A 21955-nucleotide genomic window follows, 5' to 3' on the forward strand; every position below is an offset into this window, starting at 1 on the left:
GGGAGGATCATTGAGCAGCGCACGAGCCAGCAAGATCGCCTGGCGCTGCCCCCCTGACAACTGACGCCCCCCCTCCCCAATCTGGCGATCCAGCCCGTTGGGATCCCGATTGGTGAAGTTGGTCACCCCTGCCCGCTTGGCGGCTCGCAATACCCGCACGTCGTCCACCAGCGGGTTGCCCAGCATGATGTTGTCCCGTACCGAGCCAAAAAAGAGAACCACGTCCTGGGGCACGCAACCGATATTGCGGCGAATAACCGAGGGAGGCAGTTGATCCAGCTCGAATCCGTCGAGACGCACCGAGCCATCAGTGGGCCGATAGAGCCCCATCAGCAGCTTCTCCAGCGTGGTCTTGCCTGCCCCGATCCGGCCGATAATGGCGATCTTCTCACCAGGCTGAATGCGCAAATTGATATTGTGCAGGGTGCTGGTTTCCATCCCGGGATATTTGAAGGAAACATTATCAAACTCGATCCGCCCCGAGATGACAGGATGGTGAATATACTGTTTGCCCTCATCCTGCTCGCCGGGGGTTTGCATGATCTTTTCGAGTATCTCCAGCGCAGATTTTGCCTGGTTATAGCGGGTAGAGAGCACGGAAAGCTGCACCATGGGGGCGATGGCGCGACTGGAGAGCATCACGGCGGCAATCATGCCCCCCATGGTGACCAGCCCCTCGGAAATTTGATATACGCCAACGATCACCAGCCCCACGGTCACCATCTGCTGGATATAGCTGGCAAGGGACGACATGGCGTTGGTGATGCGCCGGGTCTGCACGCCCCAGGTCGAGATGTGGGACACTGCCTGCTCCCAACGATGCTGGAACATGCTCTCGGCGCCGAAGATCTTGACGGTTTCCAGCCCGGAGATGCTCTCGATCAGATTGGCGTTTTTCTGGGAAGCGAGGCGCGATCCCTCTTCAATGGATTGCTTCAGGGGCCCCTGGATATAGAAGCTGTATGCGATCAGGATCAGGATGGCGACGATAGGGACCACCACCATGACGCCGGCAAACACCCAGATAATGAAGAGGAAGAATATCGCAAAGGGGAGATCGATAAGGGTCGACACTGTGGCGGAGGTAAAGAAATCCCGCACCGACTCGAACTCCTGCAGATGTTTGGCAAACGCCCCGGTAGAGGCAGGGCGGGACTCCATCCGCATCCCCATCACCTTGGCGAAAATCTTTGCCGACAGCAGCACATCTGATTTTTTGCCCGCAATATCGATGAAGTAGCTGCGCAGCTGGCGCATCACAAAGTCAAAGGTAAAGACCACCATGGCCCCGACAGCCAGCACCCAGAGCGAATCAAACGCCAGGTTGGGCACTATCTTGTCATAGACGTTCATGGTGAACAGCGGACTGGCCACCGCAAACAGGTTAATGAGGATGGAAGCGACCAGCACATCGCGATAGATGCCGCGCGATTCGAACAAGGTACTCCAGAACCAGTGCCCATTGCGGGTTTCCAGCACCTTGGGGGAGCGGTCATCAAACTTGAACTGCTTTTTCACATAGAAAAGGCGGCCAAGATATTCATCCCCCAGCTGGGGCGTCGATACCCACTGTGCCGCATCCCCTGCCTGCGGGAAGATGACGCGCCCCTGACTTCTGTCTTCATTCCACTCCAGCAAGATACAGGCGCTGCCATTTTTCATCTGCAACACGCAGGGCAACAGCAGGGGGGGGATCTCTTCGAGGGGTTGGATGACCTCGCGAGCAGAGAGGCCACCCCGTTCGGCCGCACGGCTAAACAGGGCGGTGGTCAGACGACCGGATACCAGTGGAAGTCCGTTCGTCAGGGCATCCTGACTATTGGGCACACCATAGAAGCGGGTCAGAAAGACCAGACATTCCAACAGTTCATCGATACGACTAGTTTCTGCTTGCATAGCATCCTGTCACGGCATAAATGAGGTCGGTACGAAACGCATCTGTTCGTATTCCCCGGCATAGCGACTCAAAGAGAACACCACGATACCATCAGGATGTCGACTCAGCAGACCAAGGCTGACATCGATGGCCCTCTTCGGATGACCACGTCCTCCAACAGGTGCGGCTCCGCCCTCCCCCCTTCATGGTGCATTACAACAGACAGAGGAGATGGATATCTATGACTGGCTACACATCAGAGGGATGAAACCGGACTTGTTTGATAGCGTTTGTTCTCACGGCGCATCACTATAATAGCCTGACGATGACAAAACTATAGTTAAAAAATACAAACTTTTTTATATAACCGTCTGTTTTACTAAGAAATATTAATTTCGAACTCAATTATGGGACGCAAAGTGTAAAGGGACGTCCCAGCGCCTGCCCTTGCGGGCCACTCTTCTCCAATGCCTTGGCGATGTCCGCCATGGCCGTCCAGCGGTTCTCGCACCAGGCCGGTGCCAGCAGGGTCGGCCGGCGGGCCGAAGCCGAGATGCGGTGATAAACCACCTCGGGGGGCGTGTGCTGGATCATGGCGACCGCCGCCTCCACATATTGCTCCAGAGTCAGCACCTCCAGCCTTCCGGCCTGCCATGCCTTGCCAAGGGTACTGCCCTGCACCACGTGGAGCGGATGCAACTTGATCCCCTCCACCCCCGTCTCCACGATGCGATGCAGGGTATCCAGACTGTCCATCGGCACCTCGCCGGGCAAGCCGACGATAAGGTGGGCACACACCTTGATCCCCCGCTGATGGGCCCGTGTAACCGCATCGACATAGGCAGCATAGCCGTGCCCCCGATTGATGCGCTGCAAGGTCTTGTCGTTGGCGCTCTGCAGTCCCAACTCCAGCCACACCTCGTAACCACGGGCCTGATAGCCTGCCAGCAGATCCAGCACTGCATCCGGCACGCAGTCGGGCCGGGTACCGACGCACAATCCGACCATGTCGCTGACCGACAAGGCCTCTTCATACATCCGCTGCAGGTACTCCACCTCCGCATAGGTGCTGGTATAGGCCTGAAAATAAGCGAGATAGCGCTTGGCGCGGGTCACTTCATCCCGGCGAGCCAGCAGCTGCTGCACGACGGAGAGCTGCTGAGCCGACTCGTCGGCAAACGAGGAGACATTGCAAAATGTGCAACCGCCACGCCCCAGAGTGCCGTCCCGGTTGGGACAGGTAAAAGCACCGTGGATGGAGAGCTTGTGGATCTTCTGGCCGTGGCGCTGTTTGAGATCCTGACCGAATGTATTGACGAGTTCGTGTAACTGCATGGCTCCTCCGCTAAAGGAGCGCCATTGTACGAGTTTGCGCAAAACCGGCGCTGCGCTGGATCAAGGGAAGGTAAGAGCAAGAAAACATATAAATATTCACTCTTTGTCGGATAAATATATGAAACCACCCGCTTACCGACGCTTTTGAAACCTCTGTGACCTGCTGTAACACTTTTATTCGGCCAACAAAACCAGCGATAAACTATTGTTGAACAATAAAAATTTTTAAGAGTAGCAATAGTTCATAAATGCAAGGGAGAGGAGTGCGAAATGTGATCGTCTGCACCTCTCCCGGCCCGAGATTGGTAAAATTACTACACCTTGCGTCACAGAAGGAGTCCACCATCAAAGCCTGACAATCTGGACCATCCATCTGCAAAACAGAAAAAAAACAGAATAAACCAACATAAAATTACGATATCACTCCAGCAATCCATATTTTGTTATGTGTATGTAACATTGCATACAGCCCGGATGTCCAATTGACCTTGCCGAAAAATCCCATTAGTTTGGAGATTCGCCACCTCAGGCGGACGGAACCACAAGAGCCAATCGCAATTTATGCAGTCTGTTTTATGACAGTGCGATGCAAGGCCGAGCAAGGGAGAAATGCAATGTCACTATATGATCCAAAGCTGGAGAGGGATAACTGTGGCTTCGGCCTGTTGGCCCACATGGAAGGTGAAGCCAGCCACAAGCTTGTCCGTCTCGCGATGTCAGCATTGGCTCGCATGCAGCACCGCGGCGGCATCTCCGCCGACGGCAAGACCGGCGATGGCTGTGGTCTGCTGCTGCAAAAACCGGACAGCTTCTTTAGAGCTGTCGCCGAAGAGAAGGGATGGCACCTGGGCCGCAATTATGCGGTCGGCATGCTGTTTCTCAACCCGGACCCCGTATTGGCCCAGCAGACGCGCGACATCATCGACGAAGAGCTGGAAAAAGAGACCCTGAGCCTGGTCGGCTGGCGCAAGGTGCCCGTCGACACCAATGTGCTCGGCACCATCGCCAAGGCTTCCCTGCCCAGTATTGAACAGGTCTTTGTCAACGCCCCGCCCGGCTGGGTCGACAAGGATCTTGAGCGCCGCCTCTATATCGTGCGCCGCCGTATCGAGAAGCGCATCAACGACGACTACTTCTACGTGGTCAGCCTCTCCAACCTGGTCACCGTCTACAAAGGGCTGTGCATGCCGGTGGACTTGCCGCGCTTCTATCTGGATCTCGCCGACATCCGCATGCAGGCGGCCATCTGCGTCTTCCACCAGCGCTTCTCCACCAACACCAGCCCGCGCTGGCCACTGGCCCAGCCATTCCGTTATCTCGCCCACAACGGCGAAATCAACACCATCGCCGGCAACCGTCAGTGGGCCAAGGCACGCAGCTACAAGTTCGCCACCCCGCTCATTCCGGATCTGCAGGAGGCCGCCCCCTTCGTCAACACCACCGGCTCCGACTCCTCCAGCCTCGACAACATGCTGGATCTCTTCCTCGCCGGTGGCATGGATCTGTTCCGTGCCATGCGCCTGCTGATCCCGCCTGCGTGGCAAAAGCACCCCAACATGGATGACGATCTGCGCGCCTTCTACGACTTCAACTCCATGCACATGGAGCCCTGGGATGGCCCCGCCGGCATCGTCATGACCGATGGTCGCTACGCCACCTGTGCGCTCGATCGCAACGGCCTGCGCCCGGCCCGCTACGTCATCACCAAGGACAAGTTCATCACCCTGGCCTCCGAAGTGGGCACCTGGGACTACACCCCGGACGAGGTGCTGGAGAAGGGCCGCGTCGGCCCGGGCGAGCTGTTCGTGGTGGACACCAGCAACGGCAAGGTGTGGACCAGCTTCGAGATCGACGACGATCTCAAGAGCCGCCACACCTACAAGCAGTGGATGGACAAACACTGCCGCCGCCTGGTGCCGTTCGAACAGATGGATGACAGCCAGACCGGCAGCCGCGAATTCTCCGACGAGCAGCTCAAGACCTATCAAAAGCTGTTCGGTTACTCCTTCGAGGAGCTCGACCAGATCATCCGCGTGCTCGGCGAAAACGGTCAAGAAGCGGTGGGTTCGATGGGGGACGACACCCCCATGGCGGTGCTCTCCGGCACCCAGCGCACTCTCTACGACTACTTCCGCCAGATGTTCGCCCAGGTGACCAACCCGCCCATCGATCCGCTGCGGGAAAATCACGTCATGTCACTGGCCACCTGTATCGGGCGCGAGCAGAACGTGTTCAACGAGACCTTCGGCCACGCCCACCGGGTGCTGTTCCAGTCGCCCATCCTGCTCTACTCGGACTTCCACCAGCTGCTGGCGCTGGAAGGGGAGTACTATCGCCATCAGGTGATCAGCCTCAACTTCAAGCCTGAAGAGGGGCTGGAGGCGGCCATCCTGCGCATCTGCGAAGAGGCCAAGGCCGCCGCCGAAGCGGGCACAGTGTTACTGGTGCTCTCGGATCGCGCCATCAGCGTCGATACTCTGCCCATCCCGGCCGCCATGGCGGTGGGGGCAATGCAGCGCACCCTGGTCGACAACAATCTGCGCTGCGACGCCAACATCCTGGTGGAGACCGCGAGCGTGCGTGACCCGCACCACTTCGCCGTGCTGCTGGGCTTTGGCGCCACCGCCATCTACCCCTATCTGGCCTACGAGACCCTGGCCAAGCAGGTCGAGGAAGGGGTGCTCACCATGCCTCTGCGCCAGGCCATGCTCAACTACCGCAACGGCATCAACAAGGGCCTCTACAAGGTGATGTCCAAGATGGGGATCAGCACGGTGGCGAGCTACCGCTGCTCCCAGCTATTCGAGGCGGTGGGCCTGGCCAAATCCGTGGTGGATACCTGCTTCCGTGGCGTCTCCAGCCGCATCCAGGGGGCCGACTTTACCGATATTCAGGAAGATCAGCTCAAGCTGGCCCGTCAGGCCTGGCTGGCGCGCAAACCGCTCGGTCACGGCGGCCTCTTGAAATTCGTCCATGGCGGCGAGTACCACACCTACAACCCGGACGTGGTGCAGACCCTGCAAACGGCGGTGCGATCCGGCAACTACGCCGATTACAAGGAGTACGCCCGTCTCGTGAACGAGCGCCCGGTCGCGACCCTGCGCGACCTGCTCACCTTGAAGAAGGTTGACAATCCGGTGGCGCTGGAGCAGGTGGAGCCGGCTGCCAAGCTGTTCCCTCGCTTCGACTCTGCCGCCATGTCCATCGGCGCCCTGGGGCCGGAGGCCCACGAGGCGCTGGCCATCGCCATGAACCGCCTCGGCGGCCAGAGTAACTCCGGCGAAGGCGGTGAGGATCCCAAGCGCTTTGGCACCGAGAAAAACTCCCGCATCAAGCAGGTGGCCTCGGGGCGCTTTGGCGTAACCCCCCACTACCTGATGAACGCCGACGTGGTGCAGATAAAAGTCGCCCAGGGCGCCAAGCCCGGCGAGGGCGGCCAGCTGCCCGGTGACAAAGTCACCGCCCAGATTGCCCAACTGCGCTATTCCGTGCCCGGCGTGACCCTGATCTCCCCGCCGCCACACCACGACATCTACTCCATTGAGGATCTGGCCCAGCTCATCTTCGACATCAAGCAGATCAATCCGAGCTGCCTGGTGTCGGTCAAGCTGGTCTCCGAGCCGGGCGTTGGCACCATCGCCTGCGGCGTGGCCAAGGCCTATGCGGACTTCATCACCGTCTCAGGTTATGACGGCGGCACAGGCGCAAGCCCCCTCACCTCGGTGAAATACGCCGGCTCCCCCTGGGAGCTGGGGCTGGCCGAAACCCAGCAGGCGCTGGTGGCCAACGGACTGCGTCACAAGGTGCGCCTCCAGGTGGATGGCGGTCTCAAGACGGGCCTCGACATCATCAAGGCGGCCATCCTCGGCGCCGAGAGCTTTGGCTTCGGTACCGGCCCCATGGTGGCGCTCGGCTGCAAATACCTGCGGATCTGTCACCTGAACAACTGTGCCACCGGCGTCGCCACTCAGGATGAGAAGCTGCGCCGCGAGCACTTCACCGGCCTGCCGGAGATGGTGATGAACTACTTCAAGTTCATCGCCGAGGAGACCCGCGAGCTGATGGCCCAGCTGGGTGTCACCCAGCTGACCGATCTGATTGGCCGTACCGATCTGCTGGAGGCCCTGCCCGGCCTCACAGCCCGCCAGGCCAAGCTGGATCTTTCCGGCATCCTGGCCCGTCCGGTGGCGCCGGCAGGCTCCAGCCTGTTCAGCCAACAGCACAACCCCACCTTCGACAAGGGGCCACTCAACCTCAACATGGTGGACGATCTGCTGGGTGCGGTAGAGACCAAATCCGGCGGCGAGTTCCGCTACGACATCCGCAACACCGACCGCTCGGTGGGAGCCCGGCTGTCAGGCGAGATCGTCAAGCGTCACGGCAATCAGGGGATGGCGGCCGATCCGGTCAGGGTGCACTTCAACGGCACCGCCGGCCAGAGCTTCGGCGTCTGGAACGCGGGGGGCCTTGAGATGATCCTCACCGGGGATGCCAACGACTACGTGGGTAAGGGGATGACCGGCGGCAAGCTGGTGATCAAGCCTCACGTCGGCGTGGCGTTCAAGTCCCACGAGGCGGCCATCATCGGCAACACCTGCCTCTACGGCGCCACCGGCGGCAAACTCTATGCTGCCGGCACCGCTGGCGAGCGCTTCGCGGTGCGCAACTCCGGGGCCCTGGCGGTGGTCGAGGGGATCGGCGACAACGGTTGTGAATATATGACCGGCGGCATCGTCACCGTGCTCGGCCAGACCGGCGTCAACTTCGCGGCGGGCATGACGGGCGGTTTTGCCTACGTGCTCGACGAGTGCGGCAACTTTGCCAAGCGCACCAACCCCGAGCTGGTGGAGCTGCTGGAAGTGGCGGATCTGCCCATCCATCAGGAGCACCTGCGCGGCATCATCACCGCTCACCTGAATGAAACCGGCAGCCACCGTGCCGAGGAGATCCTGGCCAACTTCGACTCCTATGTGCCCAAATTCAGGCTGATCAAACCCAAGTCCAGCGACGTCAAGTCCTTGTTGGGTCACACCAGCCGTTCCAGTGCAGAACTCAGAATCCAGGCGCAATAAGGAGGGAACCCTATGAGCCAGAACGTATTTCAGTTTATCGATGTGCAACGGGTCGACCCGCCGAAGAAGCCGCTCAAGATCCGCAAGATCCAGTTCGTGGAGATCTACGAGTCCTTCAACAAGCCTCAGGTCGAGATGCAGGCGGATCGCTGCCTCGAGTGCGGCAACCCCTATTGCGAGTGGAAGTGCCCGGTGCACAACTACATCCCCAACTGGCTGAAACTGGCCAAGGAGGGGCGCATCCTGGAGGCGGTGGAGCTCTCTCACCAGACCAACAGCCTGCCGGAGGTGTGCGGCCGGGTCTGCCCGCAGGACCGTCTGTGCGAGGGTGCCTGTACCCTCAACGATCGCTTCGGCGCCGTCACCATCGGCAACATCGAAAAGTACATCACCGACAAGGCGTTCGAGATGGGCTGGAAGCCAAATCTCTCGAACGTGGTCAAGACCGGCAAACGGGTCGCCGTCATCGGAGCCGGCCCTGCCGGCCTCGCCTGCGCCGATGTGCTGGCGCGGGGTGGCGTCACCCCTGTGGTGTTTGACAAGTATCCGGAGATAGGCGGCCTGCTCACCTTCGGCATCCCCTCCTTCAAGCTGGAAAAAGAGGTGATGCAACGCCGCCGCGAGATCTTCCAGGGGATGGGCGTAGAATTTCGCCTCGAGACCGAGGTGGGCCGTGACGTCACGTTTGCAGACCTTTTGGGTGAATTCGACGCCATCTTCCTCGGGGTCGGTACCTACAAGTACATGAAGGGTGGCTTTGCCAACGAAGATGCGCCGGGGGTCTATGACGCCCTGCCCTACCTCATCTCCAACGCCAACCGCTTGCTGGGCTTCGAGAAGGCGCAGCGCGACTACATCGACTTCGCCGGCAAGCAGGTGGTGGTGCTGGGAGGCGGCGATACCGCCATGGACTGTGTGCGCACTGCCATCCGCCAGGGGGCAGCCAAGGTGATCTGCGCCTACCGTCGCGACGAGGAGAACATGCCGGGCTCCAAGCGGGAGGTGAAAAACGCCCGCGAGGAAGGGGTCGAGTTTATGTTCAACCTCCAACCTATCGGCGTCGAACTGGATGCCAGCGGCCGCACCGTCGGCATCAAGGTGGTGAGCACCGAGCTTGGTGCCCCCGATGCCAATGGTCGCCGCAATCCGGTGGTGATCGAAGGGTCCGAGCAGGTACTGCCTGCCGATGTGGTGGTGATGGCCTTTGGCTTCCAACCCAATCCCCAGCCCTGGATGGCGGAATACGGCATCGAGCTCGACAATCGGGATCGCATCAAGGCGCGCGAGCAGGCCGAATACCCCTTCCAGACCAGCAACCCCAAGGTGTTCGCCGGTGGCGACGCGGTGCGCGGTTCCGACCTGGTGGTGACCGCCATCTACGAAGGGCGCAAGGCCGCCGAAGGGATCATGGACTATCTGGCCGTGTGATCCGCCATCGCAGCCCCTGCGTCAGCCAATACAGAGCCCCGCCGATGCGGGGCTCTCTTTTTATGAGCCCTCCTGATTGGCCCCTTTCCCGTAAAAACTCAAACTATTTGAGGCAGAATTTGTAGCATCTATCTGATACACTTCGCGCCCGCCATTTTCCGGCCACTCTCTGACGTGATGTCAGACACAGCCGTCGGTGGTCATAACCGACTTTTCGCTCATACCGAGCCAACCAGGCCAGCCATAGTCCCGCTGGAACACAGGAACCCCTTATGAGATTTGAATCGTTCGATTTTGCCCCCGAGATTTTGCGCGCCATTTCAGAGTGCGGTTATCAGGAAATGACCCCTGTGCAGAGCCAAGCCATCCCGGCCGTGCGCCGTGGCCGCGACCTGCTGGCCAGCGCCCAAACCGGCACCGGCAAGACCGCCGCCTTCGCCCTGCCCATCCTGCAGCGTCTGGTGGACAATCCGGCGCCGGTGCAGCCCTCCAACGCCCGGGTACTGATCCTGACCCCGACCCGCGAGCTGGCGGCCCAGGTGGCGAGCAACATCAATGACTTCGCCAAGTATCTGGCGATCACCACCCTCACCATCGTTGGTGGCGGCAAGCAGGACGTGCAGGCCAAGCGGTTGAAAGCGGGCGCTCACATTATCGTGGCGACCCCGGGTCGTCTGCTCGAACACCTCACCGCCTGCAACCTGAGCCTCTCCGGGGTCGAGACCCTGGTGCTGGACGAAGCGGATCGCATCCTCGACATGGGCTTCAGCGCCGATGTGCAGAAGATCCTGCAAGCGGTCAACAAGACCCACCAGAACCTGCTGTTCTCCGCCACCTTCTCCGAGGCGGTGAAGAAGCTCGCCAACCTGATGCTGGACAAGCCGCAGGTGGTGGCCGTCAACAAGCAGAACTCCACTGCCGACACCGTCAGCCACACCGTCTACCCGGTGGAGCAGAAGCGCAAGCGCGAGCTGCTCTCCGAGCTCATCGGCAAGCAGAACTGGCAGCAGGTGCTGGTGTTCGCCAGCACCCGCGAGAGCTGCGACGAGCTGGTGGAAGAGCTGAACCTCGATGGCATCAAGTCCGCCGTGGTACACGGCGACAAGGCCCAGGGCAGCCGTCGCCGCGCCCTGCGCGAATTCAGCGAGGGCAAGCTGCGGGTGCTGGTGGCCACCGAAGTGGCCGCGCGCGGGCTGGATATTCCGGATCTGGCCTACGTGGTCAACTATGACCTGCCGTTCCTCGCCGAAGACTACGTGCACCGCATCGGCCGTACCGGTCGCGCCGGCAAGAGCGGCATGGCCATCTCCTTCGTCAGCCGCGAGGAAGAGCGCACCCTGCTGGAGATAGAAGCGCTGATCGGTCAGAAGATCCGCCGCATCATGGTGCCGGGCTACGAGGTGAGCAGCCGCGACGATCTGATCAAGCAGTTGCAGGAGCGCCGCCGTTTCGGCAAGCGCCCGCAGCGTGAAGACAACGCCGCCGCCCAGGCCATGGCCGAAGCCAAGCTGCAGGGCCAGCGCCTCAAGCGTCTGGCGGCCGCCAAGAAGCCCCGCCAGCCGAAGTAAGGACCACCCCTTCTTCCCTTCAGTGAGAGGAGAGGGGCAAACATCTCATATACCAAAGGCGCCACTGGCGCCTTTATGCTGTTGATTAGCCGGCCTTGCGTCCGGCTCCCTTTGTGAGGAACCGTGATGACCCTTCCCACCTACAACCAGGCCCTGCTCGAGATGGCCAGCCAGAGCCTGGCCGAGCTGGCGCGCACCGCCGCCCAGAAGGCGGGCAAGCGCACCCCCGCCCAGGAGAGCCATTTTCTGTGTACCTGGATGGCGGAATCTCTCAAGGAGAAGCGCTTCTCCCGGCTGGTGATGGAGGATCTCAAAGAGTGGGTTCAGCTGGGCCGCACCCTGGGGGCCAGCGCCGATCTCAAGGGGCTGCTCGAGCGCATCGTCAGCCAGTATGAGCGCGCCATGGCTGCCCCGACCCAGCTCGGGACCAGACTCAACGCACTGCTGGCCGAGCTCGCCGCCGCTGGCTGGCTTGTCATCACGGAGAGCGAGATCAACGCCAAGCTCAAGTTGCAGTCGGGCGGCCAGCCCAGCCTCATCATCAGTGCCAGCGAATATGGCGAGCATATCGAGGACGGCGAGCTGACCCGCCCCCTCACCCTCTATGTGCGCGGCGACGAGCAGCAGCTGGCCCGGGCTGCCTTTACCCACGCTCTCTTGCTGAGCCAGGGCAACAAGAAGGGCTCCCTGGTCAAGCACCACAAGGCCTACCGGTTGATGCCGGGCAACGCGCAACCGGCACGGGCCCTGTTGGCCGATGCGCTCTAGCCAGATGAGACTCGTCAGACCGCTTAAGCACTGCATCACGCCATAAGAAAACGGCAGACCACTGGGTCTGCCGTTTTCATTTCCAGGCGATGGCAAAAGACGACTAGCGCACCTTGAGCCCAATCTGGCCCGGGGCGCACCACTCGAAGATCACCTCTTCACTCTTGCCGCAGCAGCTGCCGCCGCAGAGCCGGTTCTCCCGCTTGATGACTCGCCCCTTGCGCATCCAGACACCGAGCATGGCCTCCACCGCATCTTCCGAGGTGTGGAAGTGGCGAGCCAGATCCCGCCTGCTCACCTTCTGCTGCGCGGCGAGATAGTCACCCAGCTCGCGCAGGATCACAGGACCACCACCTTGCGGGCGACGATGTCACCGTGACGGCGCCCCAGCCACCAGAGCAGCACCAGAGAAAGACCGTAGCTGGCGATCCAGAACAGGCTCTGCTCGGGATGGTCGGCGAAGGTCGCCACCTGATAGAAGAGGGTGGCACACATAAAGGCCATGTAGTTGCACCAGGCGGCGGTAAAAAGTGCCCACTGGCGGCCGGTTTCCCGCACCAGAGCCCCCATGGCTGCGGCGCAGGGCATGTAGAGCAGCACGAACAACAGATAGGCAAAGGCACCGGCCGCCCCGTCGAAGTGGGTCTGCATGTTGCCGTAGGTGGAGATGTCGACCTCCTGCTCTTCTGCTGCGGCTTGCTGATCCGCCAGATCCCCTACCGAGATCCCCATGGGATCGGTCGGGTCGATGGAAGAGAGATTGTCGGCCACCGCGCTGATGGCCTCCTTGAAGCTGGCCACGAGGGAGAACTCGGCCGCCTCTTCATCCCCTTCCCCGCTGCCGGCGTAGAGGCTGTTGAGCGTACCGACCACCGCTTCCTTGGCGAAGATACCGGTGACGATGCCGACTGTAGCCTGCCAGTTGTCATCGCGCACACCGATGGGGTGCAGCACCGGAGTGACCGCCTGGCTCACCTTGCTCAGCACAGAGTCTTCCTGCTCCTGGTGGCCAAAGCTGCCATCGGTACCCAGGGAGTTGAGCACGCTCAGCACGGCGACCACCAGCACGATGGTTTTACCGGCGCCGAACACGAAGGATTTAAGCTTCTGCCAGGTCTTGATCCCCACGTTGACCGGACGCGGCCACTCGTAGTCCGGCATCTCCATCAACATGGAGTCGCTCTTGCCAGGCAGCAGGGTGCTGCGTAGCAACAGGCCGGTGAGCACAGCCACCAGGATGCCGATGAGATAGAGACCAAACACCAGGTTCTGACCGGAGTGCGGGAAGAAAGCCACCGCAAACAGGGCGTAGACCGGCAGACGGGCACCGCACGACATGAAGGGGGCCATGGCCGAGGTCATCAGCCGCTCGCGCTCGGAGTTGAGAGTACGGGTCGCCATCACCGAGGGCACGGTACAGCCAAAGCCCATCAACATGGGGACAAATGCCTTGCCCGGCAGACCGAGGCGGCGCATCAGGGCATCTACAACGAAGGCGGCCCGCGCCAGATAGCCGGAGCTCTCCAGCACCGCCAGGAACAGGTAGAGACAGCCTATCACCGGGATAAAGGTGGCGACGGTCTGCAAACCCACACCGAAACCGTCCGCCAGGATGGCACCGAGCCACTCGGGGGCATTGACCAGCCCCAGCAGGTAATGCACGCCATCGACGAACAGGGCGCCGCCCATGATGTCGAAGAAGTCGATGAAGGCGCTGCCCACATTGATGGCAAACATGAACATCAGGTACATCACCAGCAGGAAGAAGGGGATGCCGAACCAGCGGTTGAGTAGCACCCGATCGAGCTTCTCGCTCTGGGCCACGGTGAGCTTTCCCTTCTGCTGGCAAGCCTCGGCGGCCCACAGATGGATGTGGCCATAACGGATATCCGCCAGCTGCAGATCGATGTCCTGCCCCTGCTGGGCACGGCTCACCACGTTGGCCGCAGCCTCATGCTGGCCAGGCAGCAAGGTCTCCTGCATCACCGCATCTTCTTCGAGCAGGCGCAGGGCGCGGCCACGGGTCGTCAGATGATGGGGGGCAAGCAGGCTCTCAAGCTCCGCCAGATCTTTTTCAAGCTCAGTGCCATAGTCGAGCATCAGCGCCTGTTGCGCCTTGCCGATAAACTGCTGGATCTGGCCCTTGAAGGCGGCAACCTGCCTGGCGTTGTGGGCGGAGAGCGCCACCACCGGGCAACCGAGGGACTTGGCAAGCAGGGTTTCATCTATGGTCACCCGCCGCTTTTGCAGGATATCCATCTTGTTGAGCACCACCACCATGGGCAGCCCCAGCTCGCGCAGTTGCAGCGTCAGATAGAGGGAGCGCTCCAGATTGGCGGCATCGATGACATTGAGCAGCAGATCAGGCTGCTGATCCTCGACGAAGCGGCTGGCGATCTGCTCGTCCAGGCTCCCCTCCTGATTGGCCAGGCTATAGATGCCGGGCAGGTCCATCAGCTTGTAATCGTGTCCATCGACCGAAAACTCGCCCATCTTCTTGTCAACGGTGACCCCGCTCCAGTTGCCCACCTGCTGGCGGGCCCCGGTCAGGGCATTGAACAGGGAGGTCTTGCCGCTATTGGGATTGCCAACCGTTACCAGGGAATAATTCATACCGGTTCGACCTCGATTTGCTGCGCCAGACTTTTTTGCATGGAAAGACAGATCCCCTGGCACTGGATCTGGAGCGGGTCCCCGAGGGGGGCAGAACGCAGATAGATGACTTCGGTCTGAGGCAACAATCCCATTACCATCAGCTTGCGACGCAGGGGACGGGTCAACTGGTCCAGGTTCTTGATGCGAGCACTCTGTCCCGGTGACAACTGCGTGAGTACCATGACTGACTCCTGAAAGTTAAACAATAATAATTCTCTTTTAGCTAGGCCATTATAAGCTGTGTCTTCAACTTTTATTTGAGTAAAATCAAACTCCGCTTCGCTAATCGATAAAGAAATACCATGAGTCACGACAACAACAGCCGCCTGGTTTACAGCACGGATGGCGGCATGATCAAAGAGCAGAGTGCCCCCCAATCCGCCTCCCCTTTCCCCACAGATGGCACCGTGCGCATTCGCCGCGAGACCAAGGGGCGCAAGGGCGCCGGGGTCATCACCATCCACGGCGTACCGGCCGAACAGCAAAAGGCGCTGGCTACCCAGCTCAAGAAAAAGTGCGGCACGGGCGGGGGCATCAAAGAGGGCGTGATCGAGATACAAGGAGACAAACGGGACCTTATCAAGGCCGAGCTGGAGAAAGCCGGTTTCAGCGTCAAGCTGGTGGGGGGCTAAGCCGCCTGCGGCGCACCTTGCGTCACTTTCGCTTTTTCCCTAGAATGCCCGCTCCCATCGAGGGGGAGTAGTCTCGCCAGCCGGCCCCAAACCGGTTCGCGACCCTGATCAACATACTTGGTGCCAACTCACCATGGTCAGGGTGATCCAATCACCATCTGGATTTGACAAGACCTTTGACGGGCCAGTGCCAATACCGGGGACGGATGGTGCAGGCTTGTCTTTGGTTTATAACAATTCCGTCCCCCGGTTCACTTTTATGGAAGCCTTGTTAACCTCAACCCTCAGCGTGGCCATCGCCGAAATCGGCGACAAGACCCAGCTGCTGGCGTTGCTGCTCATCTGTCGTTTTCGCAAGCCCTGGCCCATCATCGCCGGCATGCTGGCGGCTACCCTGCTCAACCATGCGGGCGCCGCCTGGATTGGCGACTTCATCAGCCGCTGGCTAGATCCCAAGGTGATGACCTATCTGGTGGCCGCGGCCTTCGTTGCCATGGCGATCTGGATCCTGGTACCGGACAAGATGGATGACGAGGAGAGCTCGCTGGACAAGTACGGCCCCTTCATGGCCACCTTCGTGCTCTTCTTCATCGCCGAAATTGGCGACAAGACCCAGATCGCCACCGTGCTGCTGGCCGCCAAGTATGACTCCCTGTTCCAGGTGGTCACCGGCACCACCCTCGGCATGATGCTGGCCAACGTACCCGTGGTGCTGATCGGCAAGCTGGGGGCCGACAAGCTGCCGCTCAAGGGGATCCGCATCGCCTGCGCCCTGCTGTTTGTGGGGCTCGGGGTCACGACCCTCATCTTCGTCTGACGAGCTGACTGCCCACTCCTTCGAGCGCCCCGCCTCTGGTCGGGGCGCTCTTTTTTGCGCCGGTATGGCGCCGGTGGCAAAGGGCCAACGGGCTCCCCTCCCCCTCGCCCCTCATGCCATAATGGGGCAAATTCCGTGGAGTTCCCCCATGCACAAGGTATCAAGAGAGACGCTGCTCGAATGGGTTAGACAAGGCAGGCTTGCCCCCGAGCGACTCGACGCGGCACTGGCGCTGGCCGAATTGCCCCCTTCTCCCGCGCGCTGGCAGTGGTTGTTCGATCGTCTGTTGCTCTGGCTCGGCGCCCTCTGCCTCGGCGCCGGTCTGGTGTTCTTCGTCGCCTTCAACTGGCATGAGCTGGGACGTCTGTCACGTCTGGCCCTGCTGGAAGCGCCCCTGCTCGCCACCTTGCTGGTGTTGTGGCGCACGTCCCTCGGCGACACGGCGCGCCAGGCGCTGCTGTTGACCCTGGCGCTCAATATCGGTGCCCTGCTGGCGCTGGTGGGCCAGACCTACCAAACCGGCGCCGATCCCTGGCAGCTGTTTGCCACCTGGACTTTGATGCTGCTGCCGCTGGCGGCGCTGGGCCAAAGCCCCTTGCTGTGGACCCTGAGCTGGCTGCTGGCGCAGCTGGCCCTAGTGCTCTACTGGCGCCTCGGCCTGTTCGACCTCTTCTTTGCCTTTGACGAGGAAGCGCTCGGCTGGAGCCTGACCCTGCTCAACGCCGCACTCTGGGGCCTGCTGTTACTGACACCGGCCCGCTGGCGGCTGATGCCAAGCTGGCTGGCAGGGCTTGCCGCTGGCCTTGGGATCACACTGCTCGCCTTGCTGGCCCTGTTTGATGCCGCCTCCCTCTGGGTGTGGCCGCTCTGGCTCGGTTGGCTCGCCGCTGCCTATGCCCTCTGGCACCACAGATTCATCGCCGGCCTCGCCATGGGGTGTCTGAGCCTCATCGCCATCATCCTGGCCACCCTTGGCAAGTGGATGGAACCCGATGTGGACGGTTTCCTGCTGCTCTGCCTTATCGCCATCGGTCTCTCGGTCGTGGCCAGCCGCTGGCTGCAACAGCAAAGGAGGCATCATGAGTGATCTGACCCTCTGGCAACGGCTGCAACAGGCCAATCTGGTCGAGGGGGAGATGCCCCGGGACACCAGCCCCCACTGGTCGAGCCGCTTTCTGCTCGGGCTGGTGGGCTGGATAGCCGCCCTCTTCCTGCTGTTTTTCCTGTTCATGACCTTTGAGCAGCTGACTCGCGAGCCGGAGCACGCCCTGCTGATGGGCACCCTGCTACTGGCCGCTGCCTACGCCATCAACCGCAGTCAGCACGGGGATCTCTGGGATCAATTTGTGCTTGCCCTGGCGCTGGCGGCCGATGCCTGGCTGCTCTATGGCCTTATCGATCAGATAGACCCCCACCAAGCCCTGCTCTGGTTCGGCCTCTGCCTGCTCTCTTTGGGGATAGCCGTGCTGTTCGATCACTGGCTGGTGCGCCTTTTTCACAGCGTAGCCGCCGCCCTGCTGCTCACCCTGGGTCTCGCCTGCCTTGGCCTGCAGTTGCTGGCCCTGCCGCTGGTGATGGCGGCCATCACCTTCTGCTGGCAGCAGGCCGAAACCGATCCGGCCCGTCACCCGCTCTATCACGCCATGACCCTGGGGCTCGCCCTCTCCCTGCTGGTGCTGGGTCGGCTGCACCATCCGCTCTGGGAAGGGGGCGCCAGCCTGCTCGACGAGCTCGGCCTCTCGCGCCTGCCACTCTGGCTCAATCCGCTGCTGTGCGCCGCCCTGCTACTGGCTGTGATGGTGAAGCTGGCCCTGCCGCTGCGCTACGGCTTGCCGCTGGTGCTGCTCAGTGCCCTTATTCCCGGCATGGGTGCCGGTGCCCTGGTGCTGATCCTCGGTTTCTACGCAGGCAGCCTCGGCCTGATGACCCTCTCGCTCCTGCTGCTGACCGGCTACGGCGCCCTCTATTACTACGATCTCGGGCTCACCCTGATGACCAAGTCCTGGCTGCTGCTGGGCTCGGGGGCTTTGTTGCTGGGGACACGTTTTTTGTTGCAACGCCTCAACCCAAGGAGCCCGTCATGAGACCCCTTGCCATCCTGCTGGTCGGCCTCGCCATACTGGCGGGCATCAACTTCACCGTCTGGCGTTATGAACAGGCCATGGCCAGCGGCGAGGTGGTGCTGCTGCGGCTAGCCCCGGTCGATCCCCGCTCCCTGATGCAGGGGGACTATATGCGCCTGAATTACGAGATAGCCCGCGAGCTTGCGACCCACAGGAGCAACGCGAGTGCCAGCGGGAGCGATACCCTGGTGATCCGCCTGGACGAGCACCAGGTGGCAAGCTGGGTGGTCGGCGACAAGCCGGAGGCCCTGGCCCCCAACGAGCGATTGCTGCAGGTGAGTCGCCACGCCGGCCAGTGGCAGATTGGGCCGGATGCCTATTTCTTCGAGGAAGGCACGGGAGAGGCCCTTGAGGAGGCCCGCTACGGCGAGTTCCGGTTGCAACCCGATGGCAAGACCCTGCTGGTGGGGCTGCGCGATGAGGCGTTTCGCCCTCTGGGAGCAAGCCGCAGCCGCTGGTGAGAAAGACGATGGCACTTTGCCCGGTTCATGCCCACACTGGAATCATGATTGCCGCATAGGGATGTGCACCATGAGGATATGGCTGATCTGTCACCTTTTTCTGATCCTGTGGGCCGGTGGCGTGCGGGCCGATCTCGGCAAACTCGAATACCTCACCGAAGAGTATCCTCCCTACAACTACAACGATGAACAGGGGCAGCCCACCGGACTCGCCGTCGAGCTGCTGCGAATGGTGTGGCAACAGGGCGGGGTCGAGCCACAACCCGTTCGCATCATCCCCTGGGCCCGCGGCTACTACCTGCTGACTCAAAAACCCAACGTGGTGCTCTTCTCCACCGCCCGCACCCAGGCGCGGGAAGCCCTGTTCAAGTGGGTGTGCCCCATCGGCTACTCGGAGTTCATCCTGCTCGGGCACAGTTCCCGCCCGCTCACCCTGGGCTCGATTGCCGAGATAAGCGACTACAGGATCAGCGCCGTACGCTCCGATGCCGCCGAACAGCTGCTGCTCAACAACGGCATGGATGACAGCAAGATCATCCCGGCCAACCGCTTGAGCCAGGCGGTGAAGATGCTGGTCTCCGGCCGCGCGGATCTGCTCGCCACCAGCAAGCTGGCCGGCTATGAAGCTATCCGCGAACTCGGTATGCGGGTGGATGACTTCAACGTGGCGTTGCTGCTCAGTGCCGAGCAACTCTGCTACGCCTTCAGCCGCCAGGTGCCCGACGGCGATATCACCCAGTTCCAGCAGGCGCTGACCCGCGTTCTCGCCTCCCGGGAATTTCAGGCCCTGCAGGCCAAATACCTGCCCGAGCCCTGACAGCAACCCTCTCCCCAGCGCCAACCAGAAGTTGCCCGGGCTGGCGAAATGCGTCGCCCCGACAACACTTGAGGAAAAGACGCATCAAGAGGGCGGCGCAGATGACACGATGGACCGGATTGGCAGGCCTGCTGCTTGCTACCCTCGCACAGGCCAGCCCCGAGCTTGGCAAACTGCACTACATCACCGAAGAGAACAGCCCTTACAACTACCGGGATGGATCCGGCATGGCCACCGGTTTTGCCGTCGAGCTGTTGCAACGGGTGTGGCAACAAACCGCTACCCCGCCACAACCCATCGATGTGATGCCCTGGGCCAGGGGCTACTCCCAGCTGAGCAAGAGATCCGATGTGGTGCTCTTCTCCGCCGTGCGCACCAGGGCGCGAGATCCCCTGTTCAAATGGGCGTGCCCCATTGACCATGCCAACATAGTTCTGATCGGCCTGACTCATCGCCATATCAATCTCGACAGGCTGGAAGATGCCAAGCACTACATCATCGCCGCCGGACGGGCCGATGTGGGGGAGCAGTTGCTGATCCGCAACGGCTTTCAGGCAGACAGGATGATGACCTCCAACCGTTTCAACCATGCTATCAAGATGCTCACCTCCGGGCGGGCCGATCTGCTCTCGACCAACAAGAACACCTTCTACCAGCGTATCGGGGAGCTGGGGCTCGCTCCCGACCAGTTCAGGGTGCAATGGACACTGAGCGCCGACCCCTTCTGCTACGCCTTCAGCCTCACGGTGAACGACCAACTGGTCGCTGAATTCCAGCAGGGCCTTGAGCAGGTGCTGACCAGCCCGACCTATCCAGCGCTGCGGCGTCGCTATTTGCCAGAGTAGTGATTGCCCGAAGCGCGAACATCAGAGCAATGAGCCAAAAGGGCCAGTGATGCCAGGCATCAGCGCCCTGAGCCTCCCCTACTGTCAGGAAATCTAACTTGGCCTTGGCGAAATCGGCTCGCTTGCCCACACTGAAACGACGATTCCCTCAAGCAGGATGGCGCTGATGAAACAATGGATTGGATTGATTGGGCTGCTGTTTGCCACCCTCACCCAGGCCAGCCCGGAGCTGGCCAAGCTTCACTACATGACCGAAGAGTACAAACCCTATAACTACACGGACGAGGCGGGCAAGCCGGCCGGCTTTGCCGTCGAGCTGTTGCAGCAGGTGTGGCAGAAGACGGGCACCACACCGCAGCCCATCACCGTCATGCCCTGGGCCCGGGGCTACTACCTGCTGACCCAAAAGCCCAATGCGGTGCTCTTCTCCACCGCCCGCACCCAGGCCCGCGATCCCCTGTTCAAATGGGCCTGCCCCATCGGTTACGCCGAGATCGTGCTGGTGGGGCTCACCAGCCGCAATATCGCCATCAACAAGCTGGAGGACGCCAAGGTCTTCAATATCGGGGCGGTGCGGGCCGATGTGGGGGAGCAACTGCTACTCAACAACGGCTTTGACGAGAGCAGGCTGATGGTCGCCAACCGGCTGCCCCAGGCCCTCAAGATGCTCACCTCGGGACGAGTCGATCTGGTCTCCACCAACAAGACCACCATGGAGCTGCTGATCCTGGAACAAAAACTCGATCCCGCCCGCTTCAAGGTGCGCTGGATATTGAGCTCGGAGCAGTTCTGCTTCGCCTTCAGCCATCCGGTGAGCGACGAATCCGTCAAAGAATTCCAGACCGGCCTGACCCAGGTGCTGGCGAGCAGCGAATTCCAGCAGTTGTACGGCAAATACTTCCCCGCCCCCTGACAGAGGCGGTGCCCGCTTGGGTGCCGCCCTTCCCTTTATCGTGACCCAGTCCCTTTATCCTCAATTCTCACCCTCTCTCTATCGCGGCCCTGCAGCCATCGCCACTCCCTGATCAGAACGTCAGCCTGCCAACCGGCCCACTGAAATAGCGGAACGCCATGCTCCAAACTTTGCGCCAGCGCAGAAAACCAATCTTTTCTGATAGTTAACCCATCAAATCGATAGATAAGACCGTTCTGGCTCCGTAAGATGGGCGCGGGAGTCTGTTGGCCCCGTTCAATTCATGGCAGGGCAATGGCGCAATGTGGCGGCGACAGTCAGGGGCGGTAGCGTCTTTGGCGGAGACCAGCCGGTTTCCCTCCCCTGCAGCAGGGTGCGAGGGTTTCACCCTCGACGGGGGGCCCGTCAGCCTCCGGGGTTGTGTACCCATGCTCCCATGCCGGTGAGACGCTTGGGGCAATTTGTAGGGTCGAGTAGGGTCGATTAGCGAAGCGTAATCGTCCGCAGTAACAGTTCCCTCTCCCCTTGGGGGAGAGGGTTAGGGTGAGGGGTCGGGTAACCTCATTGCTTGGCGAAATATCGCCAGTATTGGAAATAGTCTTATATTGAATTCCAGACAGTGATAATTTAACTTTTATACAACAT

Annotated in this window: 17 protein-coding genes; 12 read left to right on the forward strand and 5 right to left on the reverse strand. The window is 61.0% G+C overall.

Going from position 1 to position 21955, the window contains the following annotated elements:
* Nucleotides 1-1896: type I secretion system permease/ATPase (locus BN1123_RS18110; protein WP_042028789.1), on the reverse strand; the 1896-nt coding region annotated here is incomplete at its 3' end.
* A 385-nt stretch (nt 1897-2281) separates the two neighbouring features.
* Entirely contained in the window at nt 2282-3211 is a 930-nt protein-coding gene (locus BN1123_RS18115; protein ID WP_042028790.1) for a tRNA modification radical SAM protein MnmL/YtqA, read from the reverse strand.
* Between the two features lie 614 nt (nt 3212-3825).
* Here BN1123_RS18115 and gltB point away from each other — a divergent pair.
* The 4 genes from gltB (at nt 3826) to BN1123_RS18135 (ending at nt 12047) form a co-directional block, all read left to right on the forward strand.
* Nucleotides 3826-8283: a glutamate synthase large subunit gene (gltB, locus tag BN1123_RS18120; protein WP_042028791.1), complete on the forward strand. Its 4458-nt coding sequence runs from the start codon at nt 3826-3828 to the stop codon at nt 8281-8283.
* A 12-nt stretch (nt 8284-8295) separates the two neighbouring features.
* The gene (locus BN1123_RS18125) at nt 8296-9711 is read left to right on the forward strand and encodes an FAD-dependent oxidoreductase (RefSeq protein WP_042028794.1); all 1416 of its coding nucleotides are present in this window, start codon (nt 8296-8298) and stop codon (nt 9709-9711) included.
* A gap of 272 nt (nt 9712-9983) precedes the next feature.
* Nucleotides 9984-11279 (forward strand): DEAD/DEAH box helicase, encoded by a 1296-nt coding sequence (locus BN1123_RS18130; RefSeq protein WP_042028795.1) that lies wholly within the window; start codon nt 9984-9986, stop codon nt 11277-11279.
* Nucleotides 11280-11405: 126 nt separating this feature from the next.
* Nucleotides 11406-12047, forward strand: coding sequence for a DUF2913 family protein (locus BN1123_RS18135; RefSeq protein WP_042028797.1), 642 nt, complete (start codon nt 11406-11408; stop codon nt 12045-12047).
* 103 nt (nt 12048-12150) lie between these two features.
* Here BN1123_RS18135 and BN1123_RS18140 read toward each other — a convergent pair whose 3' ends face one another.
* From BN1123_RS18140 to BN1123_RS18150, 3 genes are read right to left on the reverse strand one after another with little or no spacing between them, the layout of a single operon-like run.
* Complete coding sequence (locus BN1123_RS18140; RefSeq protein ID WP_026458231.1) at nt 12151-12390, reverse strand: FeoC-like transcriptional regulator; 240 nt, start codon at nt 12388-12390, stop codon at nt 12151-12153.
* Nucleotides 12387-14660 (reverse strand): Fe(2+) transporter permease subunit FeoB, encoded by a 2274-nt coding sequence (gene feoB, locus BN1123_RS18145; protein ID WP_042028799.1) that lies wholly within the window; start codon nt 14658-14660, stop codon nt 12387-12389. Before feoB ends, BN1123_RS18140 begins: the two co-directional genes overlap by 4 nt.
* The gene (locus tag BN1123_RS18150) at nt 14657-14884 is read right to left on the reverse strand and encodes a FeoA family protein (protein ID WP_026458432.1); all 228 of its coding nucleotides are present in this window, start codon (nt 14882-14884) and stop codon (nt 14657-14659) included. The genes feoB and BN1123_RS18150 overlap by 4 nt, the downstream gene beginning before the upstream one ends.
* 120 nt (nt 14885-15004) lie before the next feature.
* Here BN1123_RS18150 and BN1123_RS18155 point away from each other — a divergent pair, with 120 nt between their 5' ends.
* From BN1123_RS18155 to BN1123_RS18190, 8 genes are all read left to right on the forward strand, one after another.
* Nucleotides 15005-15334: a translation initiation factor gene (locus BN1123_RS18155; protein ID WP_026458433.1), complete on the forward strand. Its 330-nt coding sequence runs from the start codon at nt 15005-15007 to the stop codon at nt 15332-15334.
* A gap of 259 nt (nt 15335-15593) precedes the next feature.
* Nucleotides 15594-16151 (forward strand): TMEM165/GDT1 family protein, encoded by a 558-nt coding sequence (locus tag BN1123_RS18160; protein ID WP_042028801.1) that lies wholly within the window; start codon nt 15594-15596, stop codon nt 16149-16151.
* Between the two features lie 148 nt (nt 16152-16299).
* The gene (locus tag BN1123_RS18165) at nt 16300-17238 is read left to right on the forward strand and encodes a DUF2157 domain-containing protein (protein WP_042028802.1); all 939 of its coding nucleotides are present in this window, start codon (nt 16300-16302) and stop codon (nt 17236-17238) included.
* Nucleotides 17231-18235 (forward strand): DUF4401 domain-containing protein, encoded by a 1005-nt coding sequence (locus BN1123_RS18170; protein WP_042028803.1) that lies wholly within the window; start codon nt 17231-17233, stop codon nt 18233-18235. Before BN1123_RS18165 ends, BN1123_RS18170 begins: the two co-directional genes overlap by 8 nt.
* Entirely contained in the window at nt 18232-18735 is a 504-nt protein-coding gene (locus tag BN1123_RS18175; RefSeq protein ID WP_042028804.1) for a GDYXXLXY domain-containing protein, read from the forward strand. Before BN1123_RS18170 ends, BN1123_RS18175 begins: the two co-directional genes overlap by 4 nt.
* Before the next feature lie 70 nt (nt 18736-18805).
* Entirely contained in the window at nt 18806-19552 is a 747-nt protein-coding gene (locus BN1123_RS18180) for a substrate-binding periplasmic protein (RefSeq protein ID WP_042028805.1), read from the forward strand.
* A gap of 101 nt (nt 19553-19653) precedes the next feature.
* A complete protein-coding gene (locus BN1123_RS18185) occupies nt 19654-20397 on the forward strand; it encodes a substrate-binding periplasmic protein (protein ID WP_042028806.1) in 744 nt (247 codons plus the stop codon).
* Between the two features lie 166 nt (nt 20398-20563).
* Nucleotides 20564-21310 carry a substrate-binding periplasmic protein gene (locus BN1123_RS18190; RefSeq protein WP_042028807.1) on the forward strand — a complete coding sequence of 249 codons (747 nt, stop codon included), beginning with the start codon at nt 20564-20566 and terminating at the stop codon, nt 21308-21310.
* The last annotated feature ends 645 nt before the right edge of the window (nt 21311-21955 follow it).

The organism is Aeromonas enteropelogenes, assembly GCF_000819845.1.
In the GTDB taxonomy this organism is placed as follows: Bacteria; Pseudomonadota; Gammaproteobacteria; order Enterobacterales; family Aeromonadaceae; genus Aeromonas; species Aeromonas enteropelogenes.

Excerpts from the sequence above, each read along its gene's own strand:
- BN1123_RS18115 (WP_042028790.1), bottom strand. The coding sequence starts at position 3,211 with ATGCAGTTACACGAACTCGTCAATACATTCGGTCAGGATCTCAAACAG.
- BN1123_RS18135 (WP_042028797.1), top strand. The coding sequence starts at position 11,406 with ATGACCCTTCCCACCTACAACCAGGCCCTGCTCGAGATGGCCAGCCAG.
- BN1123_RS18165 (WP_042028802.1), top strand. The coding sequence starts at position 16,300 with ATGCACAAGGTATCAAGAGAGACGCTGCTCGAATGGGTTAGACAAGGC.
- feoB (WP_042028799.1), bottom strand. The coding sequence starts at position 14,660 with ATGAATTATTCCCTGGTAACGGTTGGCAATCCCAATAGCGGCAAGACC.
- BN1123_RS18170 (WP_042028803.1), top strand. The coding sequence starts at position 17,231 with ATGAGTGATCTGACCCTCTGGCAACGGCTGCAACAGGCCAATCTGGTC.
- BN1123_RS18175 (WP_042028804.1), top strand. The coding sequence starts at position 18,232 with ATGAGACCCCTTGCCATCCTGCTGGTCGGCCTCGCCATACTGGCGGGC.
- BN1123_RS18160 (WP_042028801.1), top strand. The coding sequence starts at position 15,594 with ATGGAAGCCTTGTTAACCTCAACCCTCAGCGTGGCCATCGCCGAAATC.
- BN1123_RS18190 (WP_042028807.1), top strand. The coding sequence starts at position 20,564 with ATGAAACAATGGATTGGATTGATTGGGCTGCTGTTTGCCACCCTCACC.
- gltB (WP_042028791.1), top strand. The coding sequence starts at position 3,826 with ATGTCACTATATGATCCAAAGCTGGAGAGGGATAACTGTGGCTTCGGC.
- BN1123_RS18180 (WP_042028805.1), top strand. The coding sequence starts at position 18,806 with ATGAGGATATGGCTGATCTGTCACCTTTTTCTGATCCTGTGGGCCGGT.
- BN1123_RS18125 (WP_042028794.1), top strand. The coding sequence starts at position 8,296 with ATGAGCCAGAACGTATTTCAGTTTATCGATGTGCAACGGGTCGACCCG.
- BN1123_RS18155 (WP_026458433.1), top strand. The coding sequence starts at position 15,005 with ATGAGTCACGACAACAACAGCCGCCTGGTTTACAGCACGGATGGCGGC.
- BN1123_RS18185 (WP_042028806.1), top strand. The coding sequence starts at position 19,654 with ATGACACGATGGACCGGATTGGCAGGCCTGCTGCTTGCTACCCTCGCA.
- BN1123_RS18150 (WP_026458432.1), bottom strand. The coding sequence starts at position 14,884 with ATGGTACTCACGCAGTTGTCACCGGGACAGAGTGCTCGCATCAAGAAC.
- BN1123_RS18130 (WP_042028795.1), top strand. The coding sequence starts at position 9,984 with ATGAGATTTGAATCGTTCGATTTTGCCCCCGAGATTTTGCGCGCCATT.